13 protein-coding genes are annotated in these 15,969 nt (G+C 53.5%); 1 reads left to right on the top strand and 12 read right to left on the bottom strand.

Annotated elements, in window-relative coordinates; genetic code table 11:
- Positions 1 to 50 precede the first annotated feature (50 nt).
- The 4 genes from glmM to AC4LF3_RS02240 form a co-directional block, all read right to left on the bottom strand.
- Positions 51 to 1,388 (bottom strand): phosphoglucosamine mutase, encoded by a 1,338-nt coding sequence (gene glmM, locus AC4LF3_RS02255; RefSeq protein ID WP_289929651.1) that lies wholly within the window; start codon positions 1,386 to 1,388, stop codon positions 51 to 53.
- A gap of 15 nt (positions 1,389 to 1,403) precedes the next feature.
- The gene (gene folP / locus AC4LF3_RS02250; RefSeq protein WP_491834695.1) at positions 1,404 to 2,252 is read right to left on the bottom strand and encodes a dihydropteroate synthase; all 849 of its coding nucleotides are present in this window, start codon (positions 2,250 to 2,252) and stop codon (positions 1,404 to 1,406) included.
- Between the two features lie 7 nt (positions 2,253 to 2,259).
- Positions 2,260 to 4,170, bottom strand: a complete 1,911-nt coding sequence (gene ftsH, locus AC4LF3_RS02245) for an ATP-dependent zinc metalloprotease FtsH (RefSeq protein ID WP_019366086.1) — start codon at positions 4,168 to 4,170, stop codon at positions 2,260 to 2,262.
- A 78-nt stretch (positions 4,171 to 4,248) separates the two neighbouring features.
- The gene (locus tag AC4LF3_RS02240; RefSeq protein ID WP_376748341.1) at positions 4,249 to 4,554 is read right to left on the bottom strand and encodes an SAM-dependent methyltransferase; all 306 of its coding nucleotides are present in this window, start codon (positions 4,552 to 4,554) and stop codon (positions 4,249 to 4,251) included.
- Positions 4,555 to 4,821: 267 nt separating this feature from the next.
- On the opposite strand from AC4LF3_RS02240, the gene yhbY reads away from it, so the two are divergent.
- Positions 4,822 to 5,133, top strand: a complete 312-nt coding sequence (gene yhbY, locus AC4LF3_RS02235; RefSeq protein WP_491834694.1) for a ribosome assembly RNA-binding protein YhbY — start codon at positions 4,822 to 4,824, stop codon at positions 5,131 to 5,133.
- Positions 5,134 to 5,312: 179 nt separating this feature from the next.
- On the opposite strand, the gene greA is transcribed toward yhbY, so the two are convergent.
- The 8 genes from greA to grpE all read right to left on the bottom strand — a co-directional run bounded on the left by greA (position 5,313) and on the right by grpE (position 15,782).
- A complete protein-coding gene (greA, locus tag AC4LF3_RS02230) occupies positions 5,313 to 5,789 on the bottom strand; it encodes a transcription elongation factor GreA (protein WP_010796800.1) in 477 nt (158 codons plus the stop codon).
- Positions 5,786 to 9,007 (bottom strand): carbamoyl-phosphate synthase large subunit, encoded by a 3,222-nt coding sequence (gene carB / locus AC4LF3_RS02225; RefSeq protein WP_010796799.1) that lies wholly within the window; start codon positions 9,005 to 9,007, stop codon positions 5,786 to 5,788. The genes greA and carB overlap by 4 nt, the downstream gene beginning before the upstream one ends.
- A 19-nt stretch (positions 9,008 to 9,026) precedes the next feature.
- Positions 9,027 to 9,686: a leucine efflux protein LeuE gene (gene leuE / locus AC4LF3_RS02220; RefSeq protein WP_010796798.1), complete on the bottom strand. Its 660-nt coding sequence runs from the start codon at positions 9,684 to 9,686 to the stop codon at positions 9,027 to 9,029.
- 3 nt (positions 9,687 to 9,689) lie between these two features.
- The gene (gene carA / locus AC4LF3_RS02215) at positions 9,690 to 10,826 is read right to left on the bottom strand and encodes a glutamine-hydrolyzing carbamoyl-phosphate synthase small subunit (RefSeq protein ID WP_074829484.1); all 1,137 of its coding nucleotides are present in this window, start codon (positions 10,824 to 10,826) and stop codon (positions 9,690 to 9,692) included.
- Between the two features lie 255 nt (positions 10,827 to 11,081).
- On the bottom strand, positions 11,082 to 11,888 hold the full coding sequence (dapB, locus tag AC4LF3_RS02210) for a 4-hydroxy-tetrahydrodipicolinate reductase (RefSeq protein WP_010796796.1): 807 nt from the start codon (positions 11,886 to 11,888) through the stop codon (positions 11,082 to 11,084).
- A gap of 60 nt (positions 11,889 to 11,948) precedes the next feature.
- A complete protein-coding gene (gene dnaJ, locus AC4LF3_RS02205) occupies positions 11,949 to 13,079 on the bottom strand; it encodes a molecular chaperone DnaJ (RefSeq protein ID WP_491834693.1) in 1,131 nt (376 codons plus the stop codon).
- A gap of 116 nt (positions 13,080 to 13,195) precedes the next feature.
- Complete coding sequence (dnaK, locus tag AC4LF3_RS02200; protein ID WP_010796794.1) at positions 13,196 to 15,121, bottom strand: molecular chaperone DnaK; 1,926 nt, start codon at positions 15,119 to 15,121, stop codon at positions 13,196 to 13,198.
- A 91-nt stretch (positions 15,122 to 15,212) separates the two neighbouring features.
- Positions 15,213 to 15,782 (bottom strand): nucleotide exchange factor GrpE, encoded by a 570-nt coding sequence (grpE, locus tag AC4LF3_RS02195; RefSeq protein WP_010796793.1) that lies wholly within the window; start codon positions 15,780 to 15,782, stop codon positions 15,213 to 15,215.
- Between the last annotated feature and the right edge of the window lie 187 nt (positions 15,783 to 15,969).

Below are 15,969 nucleotides of genomic sequence, written 5' to 3'. Positions count from 1 at the left end.
GCGAAGTGGGCGCAGATATTATCTAAGTTTTTTTGCTTTGACAAGCCAAATCAAGCACATACCTCACTTACCAGCTTAGCCAAGGCTTCTGCATGCTTGTGAACCTGGCGTTCGTCGCTGCCTTCAACCATTACCCGAACAAGCGGTTCTGTTCCCGACTTACGCAGTAAAACACGCCCTTTGCCCGCCATTTGCTCGGTCACCTCTGTACATGCTTTTTGTACGTCAGGATGCGCCAAGGGGTCTACGTCTCCGGAGTAGCGCACATTGATAAGCACTTGAGGATACTTTTTGAGGCCCTTGCGCGCCTCTGCCAATGTTTGCCCAGCGCGCCTCAATGCCATCAAAACCTGCAAAGCGGAAATAATGGCATCGCCCGTTGTGGTGTACTGGCAACATACAATGTGACCAGAACTCTCGCCACCTAGCGTCCATTTCTTGGACAAGAGCTCAGCCATGACATAGCGGTCGCCGACCTTGGCCCTGGCAAATGGAATTTCCAACTCAGCCAGACCAAGCTCCAACCCTAGATTGCTCATCTGAGTACCCACGACCCCACCATCAAGGCGGTTGCGGCCTTTGAGATCCTTCGCAATCAGGAACAAGAGCTCGTCCCCATCAACGATTGCGCCTGTATGGTCAACCATCAACACACGATCACCATCGCCATCAAAGGCAATACCAAGGTCAGCATGCTGATCCCGCACAGCCTTCTGCAGCTCGCCTAAATGAGTAGAGCCGCAATTTTTGTTGATGTTGAGACCATCTGGCTGAGCACCGATAACACTAACCTGAGCACCCAGCTCACGGAAGACACTTGGAGCAATCTTGTAAGTCGCACCATGAGCACAGTCGACTACGACCCGCATACCAGCAAAACTGGTACCCGCTGGCACACTACTTTTGCAGAACTCTATATAGCGCCCTGCGGCATCATTGATACGAGATACTTTACCGATGCGAGCAGACTCCACAACAGTCATCGGCTGATCCAGTAACTCCTCAATCATCAGCTCTACCTCATCGGGCAGCTTAGTGCCCAACCCGGAAAAGAACTTGATCCCGTTATCGTAGAACGGGTTATGGGAGGCACTGATAACAATACCGGCATTAGCCTGGAATGTACGTGTAAGATAAGCGATACCTGGTGTTGGCATCGGCCCTAAAAGCATGACATCTGCGCCAGCGGCTGAAAGCCCGGCCTCAAGTGCAGATTCGAACATATAACCAGAGTTACGCGTATCCTTACCTACTAAGACACGACAGATACCCTGACTACGAAACGCAATGCCCGCAGCCCATCCCAACTTCAACATAAAGTCAGGGGTAATGGGATACTCACCTACGCGACCACGAATTCCATCTGTTCCAAAATACTTTCTAGCCATTGCTATCGCCTTGCCTTAAGCCTGCTCTACCGCAGCAATCATTTTTATAACATCAACCGTCTGCTCTACATCATGCACCCGGATAATACTGGCTCCCTTGGCAACCGCGAGTGCAGCTAAAGCGAGACTGCCATATAAACGCTCTTCGACAGGCCTGGCCAGGACCGCCCCGATCATGCTCTTACGTGAAACGCCTACTAACAGCGGCAACGCTAGCTCAAACAACTCTGGCATACGCTTGAACAGAACAAGGTTATGCTCAAGCGTTTTGGCAAACCCGAAGCCAGGATCAAGAATAAGTTGGTCGCGACGAATCCCTTCATTTTCACAAGCAGCAACCCGCTCACTCAGGAAGGCAATCACATCGGTAACCACATCCTCATAATGAGGGTTTTGCTGCATTGTCCCAGGCTCACCCTGCATATGCATCAGACAGACAGGTAAGCCTGTTGCAGCGGCAGCCTCAAGCGCACCGGGACGCTTCAAGGCACGCACGTCATTAATCAGTCCCGCCCCCACCTTTGCACTTTCAAGCATCACCTGAGGTGAAGAGGTATCAACCGAAATGATAACGTCCAATTCTTTAGATATAGCTTCAACTACAGGCACTACCCGACTGAGTTCTTCGTCCTCTGAAACAGCGGGAGCTCCAGGCCTTGTTGACTCGCCGCCAATATCAACAAGGGTGGCACCTGCCGATACCAAAGCACGTGCATGAAACAGCGCGCTATCCAAGGTATTAAACCGGCCGCCATCAGAAAAGGAATCAGGGGTGACATTGAGGATCCCCATGACATGGGGATGTGATAAATCAAGAACCCGACTGCCGCAAAGCAGTCGGGTTTGGATTGAAACAGGAATCATGGAGAAATTAGTGCTCGCCTGCCGGTCCACCTATTGGTGTTTCGGGACGACTATCTCCTTGAGTAGCATTGGTGCCGGTAGGACCTGAACCGTCCTGCCAATCACGCGGCTCCCTCGGTACACGACCTGCCATGATGTCGTCGATCTGATCAGCATCAATCGTCTCGTACTTCATCAGAGCGTCAGACATCATTTCCAGCTTGTCTCGATTCTCATCCAACAGACGCTTGGCTGTGTTGTAACAGTCATTGATGATTCGCCGGATTTCAGAGTCGATCTCTTTGGCTGTCTCACCTGACATGCTGCCGCTACCACCACCCGAACCACGACCCAGGAAGCTTTCACTTTCTTCCTCACCGTAGAGTAGCGGGCCGAGCTTTTCAGACAAGCCCCACTTGGTGACCATATTGCGAGCTAACTGAGTAGCGCGCATGATGTCATTCGAAGCGCCAGTAGTGACGCCTTCGAAGCCAAGCGTCATCTCCTCAGCGATTCGTCCTCCAAACAGCGAGCAGATCTGACTCTCCAACGCCCGCTTGGACAGACTGTAACGATCCTCCTCAGGCAGGAACATGGTTACACCTAAAGCGCGTCCACGAGGAATAATCGAGACCTTGTAGACAGGGTCATGCTCAGGCACCAGGCGACCTACGATAGCGTGCCCCGCCTCGTGATAAGCAGTGTTGCGCTTCTCCTTCTCGGACATGACCATTGTCTTGCGCTCTGCGCCCATCATGATCTTGTCTTTGGCCAACTCGAATTCACGCATATCTACGGTGCGCTTATTGGAACGCGCTGCAAATAGAGAGGCTTCGTTTACCAGATTGGCAAGGTCAGCGCCCGAAAACCCCGGGGTGCCACGCGCAATAACAGCGGCATCCACACGATCTCCCATTGGAACTTTCCGCATGTGAACCTTAAGGATTTGCTCACGACCACGAATATCTGGAAGACCTACTACGACCTGACGATCGAAGCGACCCGGGCGTAGTAAAGCAGGGTCAAGTACATCAGGACGGTTGGTAGCAGCTATGACGATAATACCGTCATTCATTTCGAAGCCGTCCATCTCAACCAGCAATTGGTTCAGGGTCTGCTCACGCTCATCATGACCACCGCCCATGCCCGCTCCACGGTGGCGGCCAACCGCATCGATCTCGTCGATAAAAATAATGCAGGGCGCATGTTTTTTCGCCTGATCAAACATGTCACGAACGCGGCTAGCACCAACGCCCACGAACATTTCAACGAAGTCGGAACCTGAAATAGTGAAAAAAGGTACCTTGGCCTCACCGGCAACAGCCTTTGCCAACAGGGTCTTGCCTGTACCGGGCGGACCTACCATCAGCACACCACGAGGAATACGTCCACCCAGACGCTGAAACTTACCGGGGTCACGCAGAAACTCTACCAGCTCGGTAACTTCTTCTTTCGCCTCATCACAGCCAGCAACGTCTGCGAACGTTGTTCGCACCTGATCTTCAGATAGTAGTCGTGCCTTGCTCTTGCCGAAGCTCATGGGGCCGCCGCGTCCACCTGCGCCGCCTTGCATCTGCCTCATAAAGAACATGAACACGGCAATGATCACCAGAATCGGGAAGCTCGCTACAAGTAGCTGCGTCCAGATGCTCTGCTGTTCAGGCATTTTGCCTTCAATGACCACATTATTGTTGACCAGATCACCAATCAGACCGTTGTCCTGAATAGCAGGCCGAACCGTCTTGAACGTATCGCCGCCACGATGTTTTCCCGTGATGACGTAACCGTCGACAGTCACACGCTCAACCTGACCGTCCTTCACTTGTTGGATGAAGTCAGAATAATTGAGCGTTTGCGGCTCATTGGGACTGGAGAAATTGTTCATCACCGTGACCAGTACGGCCGCGATGATGAGCCACAGAATCAGATTCTTTGCCATATCGTTCAATTGACTACCCTCTGAGCCGGCTTCGCTTGGAACCGTTCGTATCGAAACCGGCTATTGGCCGGTAAGTTACTACACAACGCTGACGCTGAGCAGCGGCCGTCTGTAACCCTTTATGAGATCCGTCGCTCTTCTCACTTTAGCTGAGACTTTCAGAAGAGTCTGCCGTTGCATCTGACTGCGCGTTACCTTTAAGCCTCGCACCAGCAAATACTGCTCATGCAGACGATCTTGTGACGCAGAAGACGTGCGCATAACAACCTTGTCGAAGTTCTCCCGCTCCAGCTTCAGGTAACTGCCAAACCCCTCGTCTTGAAATATTTTGATTAAGAATTCACCAGCCGGACGCAGTAGACACTGCGCAAGATCAGGCGCCAGCTTACAAAATATTTAGCTTGCAGCTGACTTACTGTACTCAAACCCCACATATTGGGGCCCTATCAGAAATAACAAGGTCTTCGGAAGCTCCACTAGTCGCCTTGCCAATTCGTTCAAAACTTTATGTTGCGCGAAAACACTCTGAACAATGTTACCTGAGCAAAAACACGCTGCTTTTCTGATCGAGCCACGCGTACTTTATCCTGTCCTTCTGGGCTATACCTAGCCGCTAGGGTACAATAGATACCTTTTCTCTGGGGTTTAATTATGGCTCTCAATCAAGAGCAGAAAAAGCAATTCAAATCTATCGGACACCATTTAAAGCCTGTATTGATAGTAGGTGAAAATGGTCTTACTGAAGGTGTACTGGCTGAGCTTGAGCGGGCACTTAACGATCATGAACTCATCAAGGTCAAGTTCAATTTAAGTGAGCGCGAAGATCGGCGAACCCTAATGGGAGAACTTTGCCAGTCCGCCAAATGCGACCTGATTCAGACCATTGGCAAAATGGCACTTATCTATCGCAAGGCTCAGCCGCAGAACCGTTCGCTTTCAAACGTAGTCCGCCACAGCCTGTAATGCCCGGGACGAATCAGGCATACAGATAACTGCATTCTGTCTGATGGGAAGAGAAAGCAGGCCCACCTTGGGCAGACCTCTCACCTTAATGCTTGTTCGGCAAGTCATCTTTTGACAACCTGCCTACCCGCCTCCAATCGCTACCTCAAGGGAAGCGATTGGACAGCTGGCTACCTACATCAGATATGACGCACTTCGACGATTTCGTATTCAACATCGCCACCCGGGGTCTTGACGATCACCGCGTCGCCCTCTTGCTTGCCGATTAATGCGCGAGCAATTGGAGAACTAACCGAGATCTTGCCAGACTTTATATCTGCCTCGTCGTCACCAACGATCTGATACGTCACCGACTCGTCCGTATCAACGTTTATGATCTCAACGGTTGTACCAAAAATCACCTTGCCCGAGCGCGGAATCGTTGTGATATCGATTACCTGGGCATTGGATAAACGCCCTTCGATATCACGAATACGCGCCTCGACCATACCCTGCTGCTCGCGAGCCGCATGATATTCCGCATTTTCTTTCAAATCACCCAGCTCGCGCGCCTCGGCAATCGCCTGTGTAATTTGGGGACGAAGCTCCGTCTTGAGATGCTTGAGCTCTTCCTCCAGGGCGCGAGCGCCCTGGATTGTCATAGGATATTTGTTCATGCCTTGATTCCTGCATGTAAATCTTGAAGCCGGCGCACAGTCTTTTCTGCACCAAACTTCAAAGCTTCACAAATCGCTTGGCCGCCTGCAAGCGTTGTCGTGCAGCAGATCTTGTGTTGAAGCGCATTCCGGCGAATTGAGTAGGAGTCAGCAATAGACTGACGACCTTCGGTTGTATTGATCACCAATGTAATTTCATCATTCTTGATCATGTCGACAACGTGTGGGCGACCTTCAGTCACCTTGTTAACACGGCGAACCGGCAGGCCAGCTTCCTCAATGACACGGGCCGTACCAGCCGTAGCAACAACCTCAAAGCCCAGCTCAACCAGCTCTTTAGCCACTTCAGCGACAAAAGGCTTATCGTCATCCCGAACACTGATAAAGGCACAACCACTATTGGGAAGGATCTCACTCGCACCCAACTGGGCTTTCGAGAATGCCTCGGCGAAGCTGTCGCCTACGCCCATGACCTCTCCGGTAGATTTCATTTCTGGGCCGAGAAGCGGATCGACGCCAGGGAATTTGGCGAAGGGGAACACTGCCTCCTTAACACTGTAATAAGGCGGAATGATCTCCTTGGTAAACCCGATCTCTTCCAGGGTTTTACCCGCCATTACACGTGCCGCTACCTTGGCCAGTGACTCGCCAATGCACTTGGAAACGAATGGCACTGTACGGGAGGCACGCGGGTTTACTTCCAGCACATAAACATCGTTCCCCTGAAGGGCCAACTGCACGTTCATCAGTCCGACCACGCCAAGCTCCAGCGCCATTTTCCGGATCTGCTCACGCATTTCATCCTGTATGTGTGCCGGCAGGGAGTACGGAGGCAATGAGCACGCCGAATCACCCGAGTGGATACCCGCCTGCTCGATGTGCTGCATGATAGCGCCAATGACTACGTCCTTGCCGTCACATACTGCATCCACGTCTACTTCTATCGCGCAGTTCAGGAAGTGATCCAGCAACACTGGGCTATCATTGGACACCTGCACCGCTTCGCGCATGTAGCGCTTGAGCTCTTCTTCTTCGTAAACGATTTCCATGGCACGGCCACCCAACACATATGAAGGGCGAACCACCAACGGATAACCGATACGCTTGGCACCAGCAATCGCTTCTTCTTCGCTGCGAGCAGTAGCATTCGGCGGCTGGCGCAGATTCAAACGCTCGATCATCTGCTGGAAGCGCTCACGATCCTCAGCACGATCGATTGCATCGGGACTGGTACCGATAATCGGAACCCCGGCCTCCTCCAGCGCGCGAGCCAGCTTCAACGGTGTCTGGCCACCGAACTGAACGATTACACCCTTAGGCTGCTCGACACGCACGATTTCCAACACGTCCTCAAGCGTAACCGGCTCAAAATACAGGCGGTCAGACGTGTCGTAATCCGTCGACACGGTTTCGGGGTTGCAGTTGATCATGATGGTTTCGTAACCATCTTCACGCATAGCCAGAGCCGCATGAACACAGCAGTAGTCGAACTCGATACCTTGTCCGATACGGTTGGGGCCACCCCCAATCACCATGATCTTGTCACGGCTGGATGGGTTGGCCTCACACTCCTCCTCATACGTGGAGTACATGTACGCAGTGTCGGTCGCGAACTCTGCGGCGCAGGTATCGACACGCTTGTAGACCGGGAGCACTTCCAGCTTGTAGCGATGGCGACGCAGGCTTTTTTCCGTCACACCGAGCAGCTTGGCCAGACGTGCGTCCGAGAAGCCCTTGCGCTTGAGCTTCCACATGAGATTACGATCGACATCCGCCAACCCCAGGGTTTTGACCTTTTCTTCATCCTTGATCAGGTCCTCGATCTGCACCAGGAACCACGGATCGATCTTGGTCAGCTCAAACACACGCTCAACGCTCAGACCACGACGGAACGCATCTCCGACGTACCAGATACGCTCTGCGCCAGGCACTGTAAGTTCGCGCTTGAGAATGCTATCGGCTTCAGGATCTTCTGGATTGAGCTTGGGATCAAATCCATTTACGCCAACCTCCAGGCCACGCAATGCTTTTTGGACCGATTCCTGGAAGGTACGACCGATCGCCATTACCTCACCCACTGACTTCATCTGGGTAGTCAGGCGAGCATCAGCCTTAGGGAATTTCTCAAAGGCAAAGCGCGGTATCTTGGTTACGACATAATCGATAGCCGGCTCGAACGATGCCGGGGTGCGCCCACCGGTAATGTCGTTCTGCAGCTCGTCCAGCGTGTAGCCAACTGCGAGTTTGGCTGCAATTTTGGCAATCGGGAAACCAGTGGCCTTGGATGCCAGCGCTGAAGAGCGGCTGACACGTGGGTTCATCTCGATGACAACCATGCGACCTGTATCAGGGCAGATACCGAACTGCACGTTGGAGCCACCGGTTTCTACACCAATTTCACGCAGCACCGCCAGGGAGGCGTTACGCATGATCTGGTATTCCTTATCGGTTAGCGTCTGCGCAGGCGCAACGGTGATGGAGTCGCCCGTATGCACCCCCATAGGATCGAAGTTTTCGATGGAGCAGACGATGATGCAGTTGTCCTTTTTGTCGCGGACAACTTCCATTTCGTATTCTTTCCAACCGATCAGAGACTCATCGATCAAAAGCTCGTTGGTTGGTGAAAGGTCCAGACCGCGAGAGCAAATCTCTTCGAATTCTTCACGGTTATAGGCAATACCGCCACCACTGCCACCCATAGTGAAGGATGGGCGGATGATGCAAGGGAAACCAACCTGCTCCAGCACGCCGTACGCCTCTTCCATGCTGTGGGCAATACCCGAGCGCGGACAGGCCAGGCCGATGGCACGCATGGCCTTGTCGAAACGGGAGCGGTCCTCTGCCTTATCAATCGTATCAGCATTGGCACCGATCATTTCGACGCCAAACTTTTCCAGGACGCCATGACGCTCAAGGTCCAGCGCACAGTTCAACGCTGTCTGGCCACCCATGGTAGGCAGCAGCGCGTCAGGGCGCTCTTTCTCAATGATTTTAGCTACCGTCGCCCACTTGATAGGCTCGATGTAGGTCGCATCAGCCATGGATGGGTCAGTCATAATGGTGGCCGGATTGGAGTTCACCAGAATGACGCGGAAACCTTCTTCTTTCAGGGCCTTACAGGCCTGTGCACCGGAGTAATCGAATTCGCAGGCCTGGCCGATAACGATAGGGCCGGCACCGAGGATCAGGATGCTCTTTATGTCTGTACGCTTGGGCATGGGATTCTCGTTGCAGTAATCAAGTCAGAGTTGCGGTCGCCAGCTTCACACCAAAGCCAACGAATAATGCGCCTACACCAGTATTGGCACTGGCGGCGAGCCGCTGCCGCTGGCGGAACCAGGCCGCCAAACGCACACCGGTAAAAATCAGAAAACTGAGGTATATCGCGCTAATCACTTCAAGAATCAGCCCGAGCACCCCGAATGCCAACCCTGGATGAGCGTACCCGGGATCGACAAACTGTATGAAGAAAGACACAAAGAACAAAATGGCCTTTGGATTCGACAAACTCAATAGAAGTGCCTTTCTAAAAGGCTTGTCGATGCCCTCTTCTTGAGTCTGCTGCTCAATGGGCGACAGGGGATAACGCCACTGACGCCAAGCGCCACGTAATATTCCTACACCTAGATACAGTAGATAAGCTGCGCCCAGGTACTTGAGTCCCATGAAAAACAGGGGCTCGGCTTTCAGGAGTGAGGCTACTCCCAACGCGGATAGCGTCATAAGCAACGCATCCCCAAAGAAGACGCCAAAGGCAGCACGATAACCGGCTGCCACGCCTCTTCTTGCAGAGGACGCCAGCACAAAGAGGGAGTTGGGACCGGGCAGCAATACGACGAAAATCACACCCGCTATATATGTCCAAAGGTCAGTGATACCCAACTCCGACCAGGCCATTTATTAACGCCGCCCCGCCATGGCATTGATGAAGCGATCAAACAGTGGCGCCACATCATGCGGCCCCGGACTTGCTTCCGGATGACCCTGGAAGCTGAACGCGACCTTATCAGTACGCTCGATGCCCTGGAGGGTACCGTCGAACAGCGACTTGTGAGTTGCACGAACGTTGCCCGGCAATGTCGCTTCATCTACAGCAAAGCCGTGGTTTTGACTGGTGATCATCACAACACCCGTATCGAGGTCCTGCACCGGGTGGTTTGCACCATGGTGCCCGTTAGGCATTTTCACTGTACGCGCACCAGAGGCCAACGCTAAAAGCTGATGCCCCAAGCAGATACCGAAAACGGGAATGTCTGTTTCGAGCACTTCCTGAATAGCCTGGATTGCATAATCACAAGGCTCAGGATCTCCCGGACCATTGGCTAGGAATATACCATCAGGATTTAACGCCAAGGCTTCGCTGGCTGGGGTTTGCGCGGGCAGAACAGTAATTCGGCAGCCGCGAGCAACCAACATCCTGAGGATGTTGTATTTGACACCGTAGTCAAACGCAACCACATGGTAAGGCAACTGGTCAGCCGGAATCTCTGGAGCACTATCTGTCTCCAGCCCCCAAACAGAGCGGCGCCATTCGTAGGACTGCTTGACGCTCACCTCTTTGGCAAGATCCATTCCCTTGAGGCCTGGGAACGCACGGGCTGCTTCAAGCGCCTGCGCCTCAGTGATGTCATCACCTGCAAGAATGCAGCCGTTTTGAGCGCCCTTTTCACGCAGAATCCGGGTCAGCTTGCGGGTATCAATTCCAGCAATGGCTACGGTCTGATTGGCACGAAGATAGTCAGGAAGTGACTGCTTGTTACGCCAGTTGCTGGCTACCAGGGGAAGATCACGAATAATCAGGCCGGAGGCCCATACCTGATTGGCCTCACTGTCTTCAGGTGTCGTACCGGTGTTGCCAATGTGAGGATAAGTAAGGGTTACGAGTTGCTTGGCATAGGAAGGATCGGTGAGGATTTCCTGATAGCCGGTCATAGCGGTATTAAACACCACCTCACCGACTGTAAGACCGTCGGCACCGATGGATTCTCCGTGGAAAATCGTGCCATCGGCAAGTGCGAGAATGGCTGGCTTAGTCAAGAGACCTCCCAAAATCTAGTCTGAAGAGGCAAACGCAGGTTGTAAAAAAGCGGGATGTGGTATGAACCGCATCCCGCTTTTTTATTAGATCATGCTGCGCTGGCTTTAGTGGACACACTAAAGCTGCATGATACGGAAATTACTTGAGAAAATCCATACTTATTGATGCAGCTCATCGCCTTAGATGCCAAAACGAAACTAGATAATCTAAAGCACCTCTAAGCGCATCCCATAAGTGCCTAGCGAAAAGATAACTCAACGCAGCCCTAAAACATCCTGCATATCGTAAAGGCCAGGCTCTTTCCCCTCCAGCCACAGCGCCGCGCGGACCGCACCCTTTGCAAAGGTCATGCGACTTGACGCCTTGTGGGTAATCTCGACTCGCTCGCCCTCGGCAGCAAACAATACCGTATGGTCTCCAACCACATCGCCCGCCCGCACAGTAGCAAAACCAATTGTCTTGCGGTCACGTGCTCCGGTTTGACCTTCACGACCGTATACAGCCACCTCATTCAGATCTCGGCCCAAGGCCTGCGCAACGACTTCGCCCATACGCAACGCTGTACCGGAAGGAGCATCAACTTTATGCCGGTGGTGAGCCTCAATGACTTCAATGTCAACTTCATCTCCAAGCACACGAGCAGCCGTGTCAAGAAGCTTCAAACACAGGTTGACGCCTACACTGAAATTGGCTGCAAACACGATCGGAACCTGTTTACTCGCCTCCATGAGCATAAGTTTCTGCTCTGCAGTAAAGCCGGTGGTCCCAATGACCATGGCTTTGCCTGCCTGACGGCAATAAGTCAGATTCTGTAGCGTTACGGTTGGATGAGTAAAATCAATCAGCACATCGAACTCATCGGCAACCCGCGCCAGATCGCCAGATAAAGGCACACCGATACGACCAATGCCAGCCAACTCACCGGCATCCGCTCCAACCAAGGTACTGTCAGGACGATCCACCGCTGCCGTCAGTCCCGCCGCGCCACTGGTTTGCTGCACGGCTTCAACCAGCGTCTTACCCATGCGCCCGGCGGCGCCCATTACTGCTATACGTCGCATTGTTATGCTCCATGCCGCTAGCAACAGGCCGACACGCCGCCAGGCCTGTGCCCGCCTAGCTTATAGATCGTCGAAAAACCGCTTCATACCATCGAACCACCCACTGGCACGCGGCGAGTGCGAGCTATTGCCTTGAAGTGTATTACGGAACTCTTCGAGCAGCTCACGCTGGCGCTTGTCCAGATTAACAGGCGTCTCGACCACCACACGGCACATCAGATCACCCGCACCACCCCCGCGCACAGGCACAACACCCTTACCGCGCAAGCGGAACATTTTGCCTGTCTGGGTGGCTTCTGGAATCTTGAGCTTCACGCGGCCGTCGAGCGTTGGCACCTCTAGTTCGCCTCCCAGCGCCGCATCGGCAAAGCTGATCGGCACTTCACAATAGAGATGCTTACCGTCACGTTGGAAGATGGCATGCTCACGAACGTTCACAACCACGTATAGATCGCCGGCCGGGCCACCCATTGTTCCCGCCTCGCCCTCGCCAGAAAGGCGGATGCGGTCACCGGTATCAACACCTGCCGGAACCTTGACCGACAGCGTCTTCTGCTCTTCGATACGCCCCTGACCATGACAGGTCTGGCATGGCTCAGGAATGATCTTGCCAGTGCCATGACACCGCGGACAGGTCTGTTGAACCGAAAAGAAGCCTTGCTGCATGCGAACCTGACCAATACCACCACAGGTCGTACAGGTAGTTGGCGACGTGCCGGACTTTGCACCGCTGCCATCACAGGTCTTACACCCGACCAGTGTTGGGACACGGATCGTGACATTAGTGCCACGTACAGCCTCTTCAAGGTCTAGATCCAGCGTATAACGCAGGTCTGCGCCACGCTGCGGACCACCACGTCCGCCTCCACGAGCGTTACCAAAGAAATCACTAAACACATCGCCAAATATGTCGGAGAAGCTGGCGCCTGCTGCTCCGGCGCCGAAGCCACCAGCCCCCATGCTGGGATCAACCCCTGCATGCCCATATTGGTCGTATGCAGAGCGCTTACCCGCATCAGACAGCACTTCATAGGCCTCATTGGCCTCTTTGAATTTTTCCTCAGCGGCCTTATCGCCCGGATTACGGTCCGGGTGATATTTCATCGCAAGGCGCCTGTAAGCCTTTTTCAGGTCAGCATCACTAGCGCCACGCTCGACACCAAGAATCTCGTAATAATCACGCTTGGCCATAAGTTTCCTGCACCTTCATTTTTCAACCCTCCAGACACGCCAACGCGGGAGGCAGGCTCCCGCGCAGCGGATCAGGCAGGTCAAGTGACCTGCCGGGGCTCAAGCAAGCGCGAGGCTTACTTATTGTCCTTGACCTCTTCGAACTCGGCATCCACAACGTCATCGCCGGCAGGCTTGTCGCTGTTGGTATCTGCCTTGGCTGCGCCTTCTGCATTTGGAGCAGGCTGCTCAGCATACATCTTCTGAGCCAACGGAGCAGAAGCCTGAGACAAAGCGTTCATCTTGGCCTCGATGGCCTCTTTGTCATCACCCTTCACCGCTGCTTCAAGCTCACCAAGCGCTTTTTCGATGGCCGCTTTTTCGTCAGCGCTCGCCTTGTCACCCGCTTCGGTAAGCATCTTGCGCGTGCCGTGCGCCAGCGCATCGCCCTGGTTACGTGCAGTTACCAGCTCTTCGAACTTACGGTCCTCATCAGCATTGGCCTCGGCATCACGAACCATCTGCTGGATCTCTTCTTCGGAAAGACCAGAAGACGCCTTGATGACAATGGACTGCTGCTTACCAGTGGCCTTGTCCTTGGCAGACACATGCAGAATGCCGTTGGCATCAATATCGAATGTGACCTCGATCTGCGGTACGCCACGGGGTGCTGGCGGAATCTCAGCCAGGTCAAACTTACCCAGGGACTTGTTCTGTGCAGCCTGCTTACGCTCACCCTGCAGCACATGAATAGTCACAGCGCTCTGGTTATCATCTGCCGTCGAGAACACCTGCGACTTTTTGGTTGGAATCGTAGTGTTTTTCTCGATCAGCGGAGTCATCACGCCGCCCATGGTTTCGATGCCCAGCGTCAGCGGACTTACGTCCAGCAGCAGAACATCTTTAACGTCACCTGCCAGTACGGCACCCTGAATCGCAGCGCCGATAGCTACCGCTTCGTCAGGATTGACATCTTTACGTGCTTCTTTGCCAAAGAACTCAGCTACACGCTTCTGAACCAGAGGCATACGCGTCTGACCACCAACCAGGATCACCTCATCGATGCTGGACACATCGATACCGGCATCCTTCAGTGCCGTACGGCAGGGCTCGATGGTGCGCTCGACCAAGTCCTCAACCAGCGACTCCAGCTTGGCACGGGAGATCTTCACGTTCAGGTGCTTGGGACCTGTTGCGTCTGCGGTAATGTACGGCAGGTTCACATCAGTCTGTTGAGCCGAAGAAAGCTCGATCTTGGCTTTCTCAGCAGCTTCTTTCAGACGCTGCATAGCTAGCGGATCACCCTTGAGGTTGATGCCGCTTTCTTTTTTGAATTCGTCTACCAGATAGTCGATCAGACGAATATCGAAGTCTTCACCACCCAGGAAGGTATCACCATTGGTCGCCAGTACTTCGAACTGGTGTTCCCCATCCACTTCCGCGATTTCAATCACGGACACGTCGAAGGTACCGCCACCCAGATCGTACACGATAACGGTGTGGTCGCCCTTGGCCTTGTCCAGGCCATACGCCAGCGCAGCAGCCGTCGGCTCGTTGATGATTCGCTTAACATCCAAGCCTGCGATACGACCGGCATCCTTGGTAGCCTGACGCTGGCTATCATTGAAGTAGGCCGGAACGGTAATTACCGCTTCGCTTACTGTCTCGCCCAGGTAATCCTCGGCGGTTTTCTTCATCTTCTTCAGCACTTCGGCAGAAATCTGCGGAGGAGCCATCTTCTGGCCCTTCACTTCTACCCACGCATCACCATTGTCTGCCTTGACGATGCTGTAAGGCACCATCTGGATATCTTTCTGTACCACATTCTCTTCGAAGCGGCGGCCGATCAGACGCTTGACGGCGTACAGCGTGTTTTGCGGGTTAGTCACCGCCTGACGCTTAGCAGGCTGACCTACCAGTGTTTCGCCATCGTTGGTGTAGGCAATAATGGACGGCGTGGTGCGAGCGCCTTCAGCGTTCTCAAGCACCTTTACATTGCCGTTTTCGAGGATGGCCACGCAGGAGTTGGTCGTCCCCAGGTCGATACCAATGATCTTACCCATGTTCACTCTCCAGAAATCTTGATTCCGTGCGATCCGTCTGCGGATCTTTTTTGCTCGGTTGTTTCACCAAATGGGGATCGAGCAGATTATTTCAAGCCTTTTCGTTAATTGTCGGCTGCTGACTCGAAGGCGCCTTGCTGACAACCACCATGGCCGGACGCAACAGGCGCCCATTGATGGAATAGCCCTTCTGGAAAACTTTCAGCACACTGCCCGGCTCGACATTGGCACTTTCCTCCATTGCCATAGCCTGGTGATGCTCTGGATTAAAGGGCGCACCATGCGGATCAATAACCTCTACCTGGTAACGCTTGAGCGTGTCCTGGAAAACCTTGAGCGTCAGCTCCATGCCTTCACGCATAGGGCGCAGCGCCTCGTTGTTGGCATCCGACATCTCAAGACCACGCTCAAGGCTATCGATCACAGCCAATAGGTCGCCCGCGAACTTTTCCAAGGCAAACTTGTGCGCTTTCTCGACATCCTGCTCAGCGCGGCGACGGACGTTCTGCAACTCAGCTGCGCTACGCAGCATCTGATCTTGTGCAGCCGCTAGCTGCTCTTCCAATGACGCTACGCGAGCAGCCAGGTCATCTCCCTGAGAAGCCTGGGCGTCTTGATTGGTTTCAGGCTTTTGAATATCTGGATTTTGTTCGTCAGCCATGTCGTCCTCCTGTCGAATCAGTTGGCAGGCGAGGCACCATATAAAGCGCTGCAAAGCCTGCGGTTCTGCCCGCTATATGGGGCCGGCATTTAAAGCTTCAAGGGTTGAGCTTATTGCCAGAACGAAAAGAAAAACTGTATAAATGAACACCACTGAATAAATAACCAGATCAACAGATTTCGGAGCC

The organism is Pseudomonas sp. C2.3V, assembly GCF_058536325.1.
The sequence above is the reverse complement of the archived record's forward strand: the minus strand, read 5'-3'. Positions and strand labels throughout refer to the sequence as shown.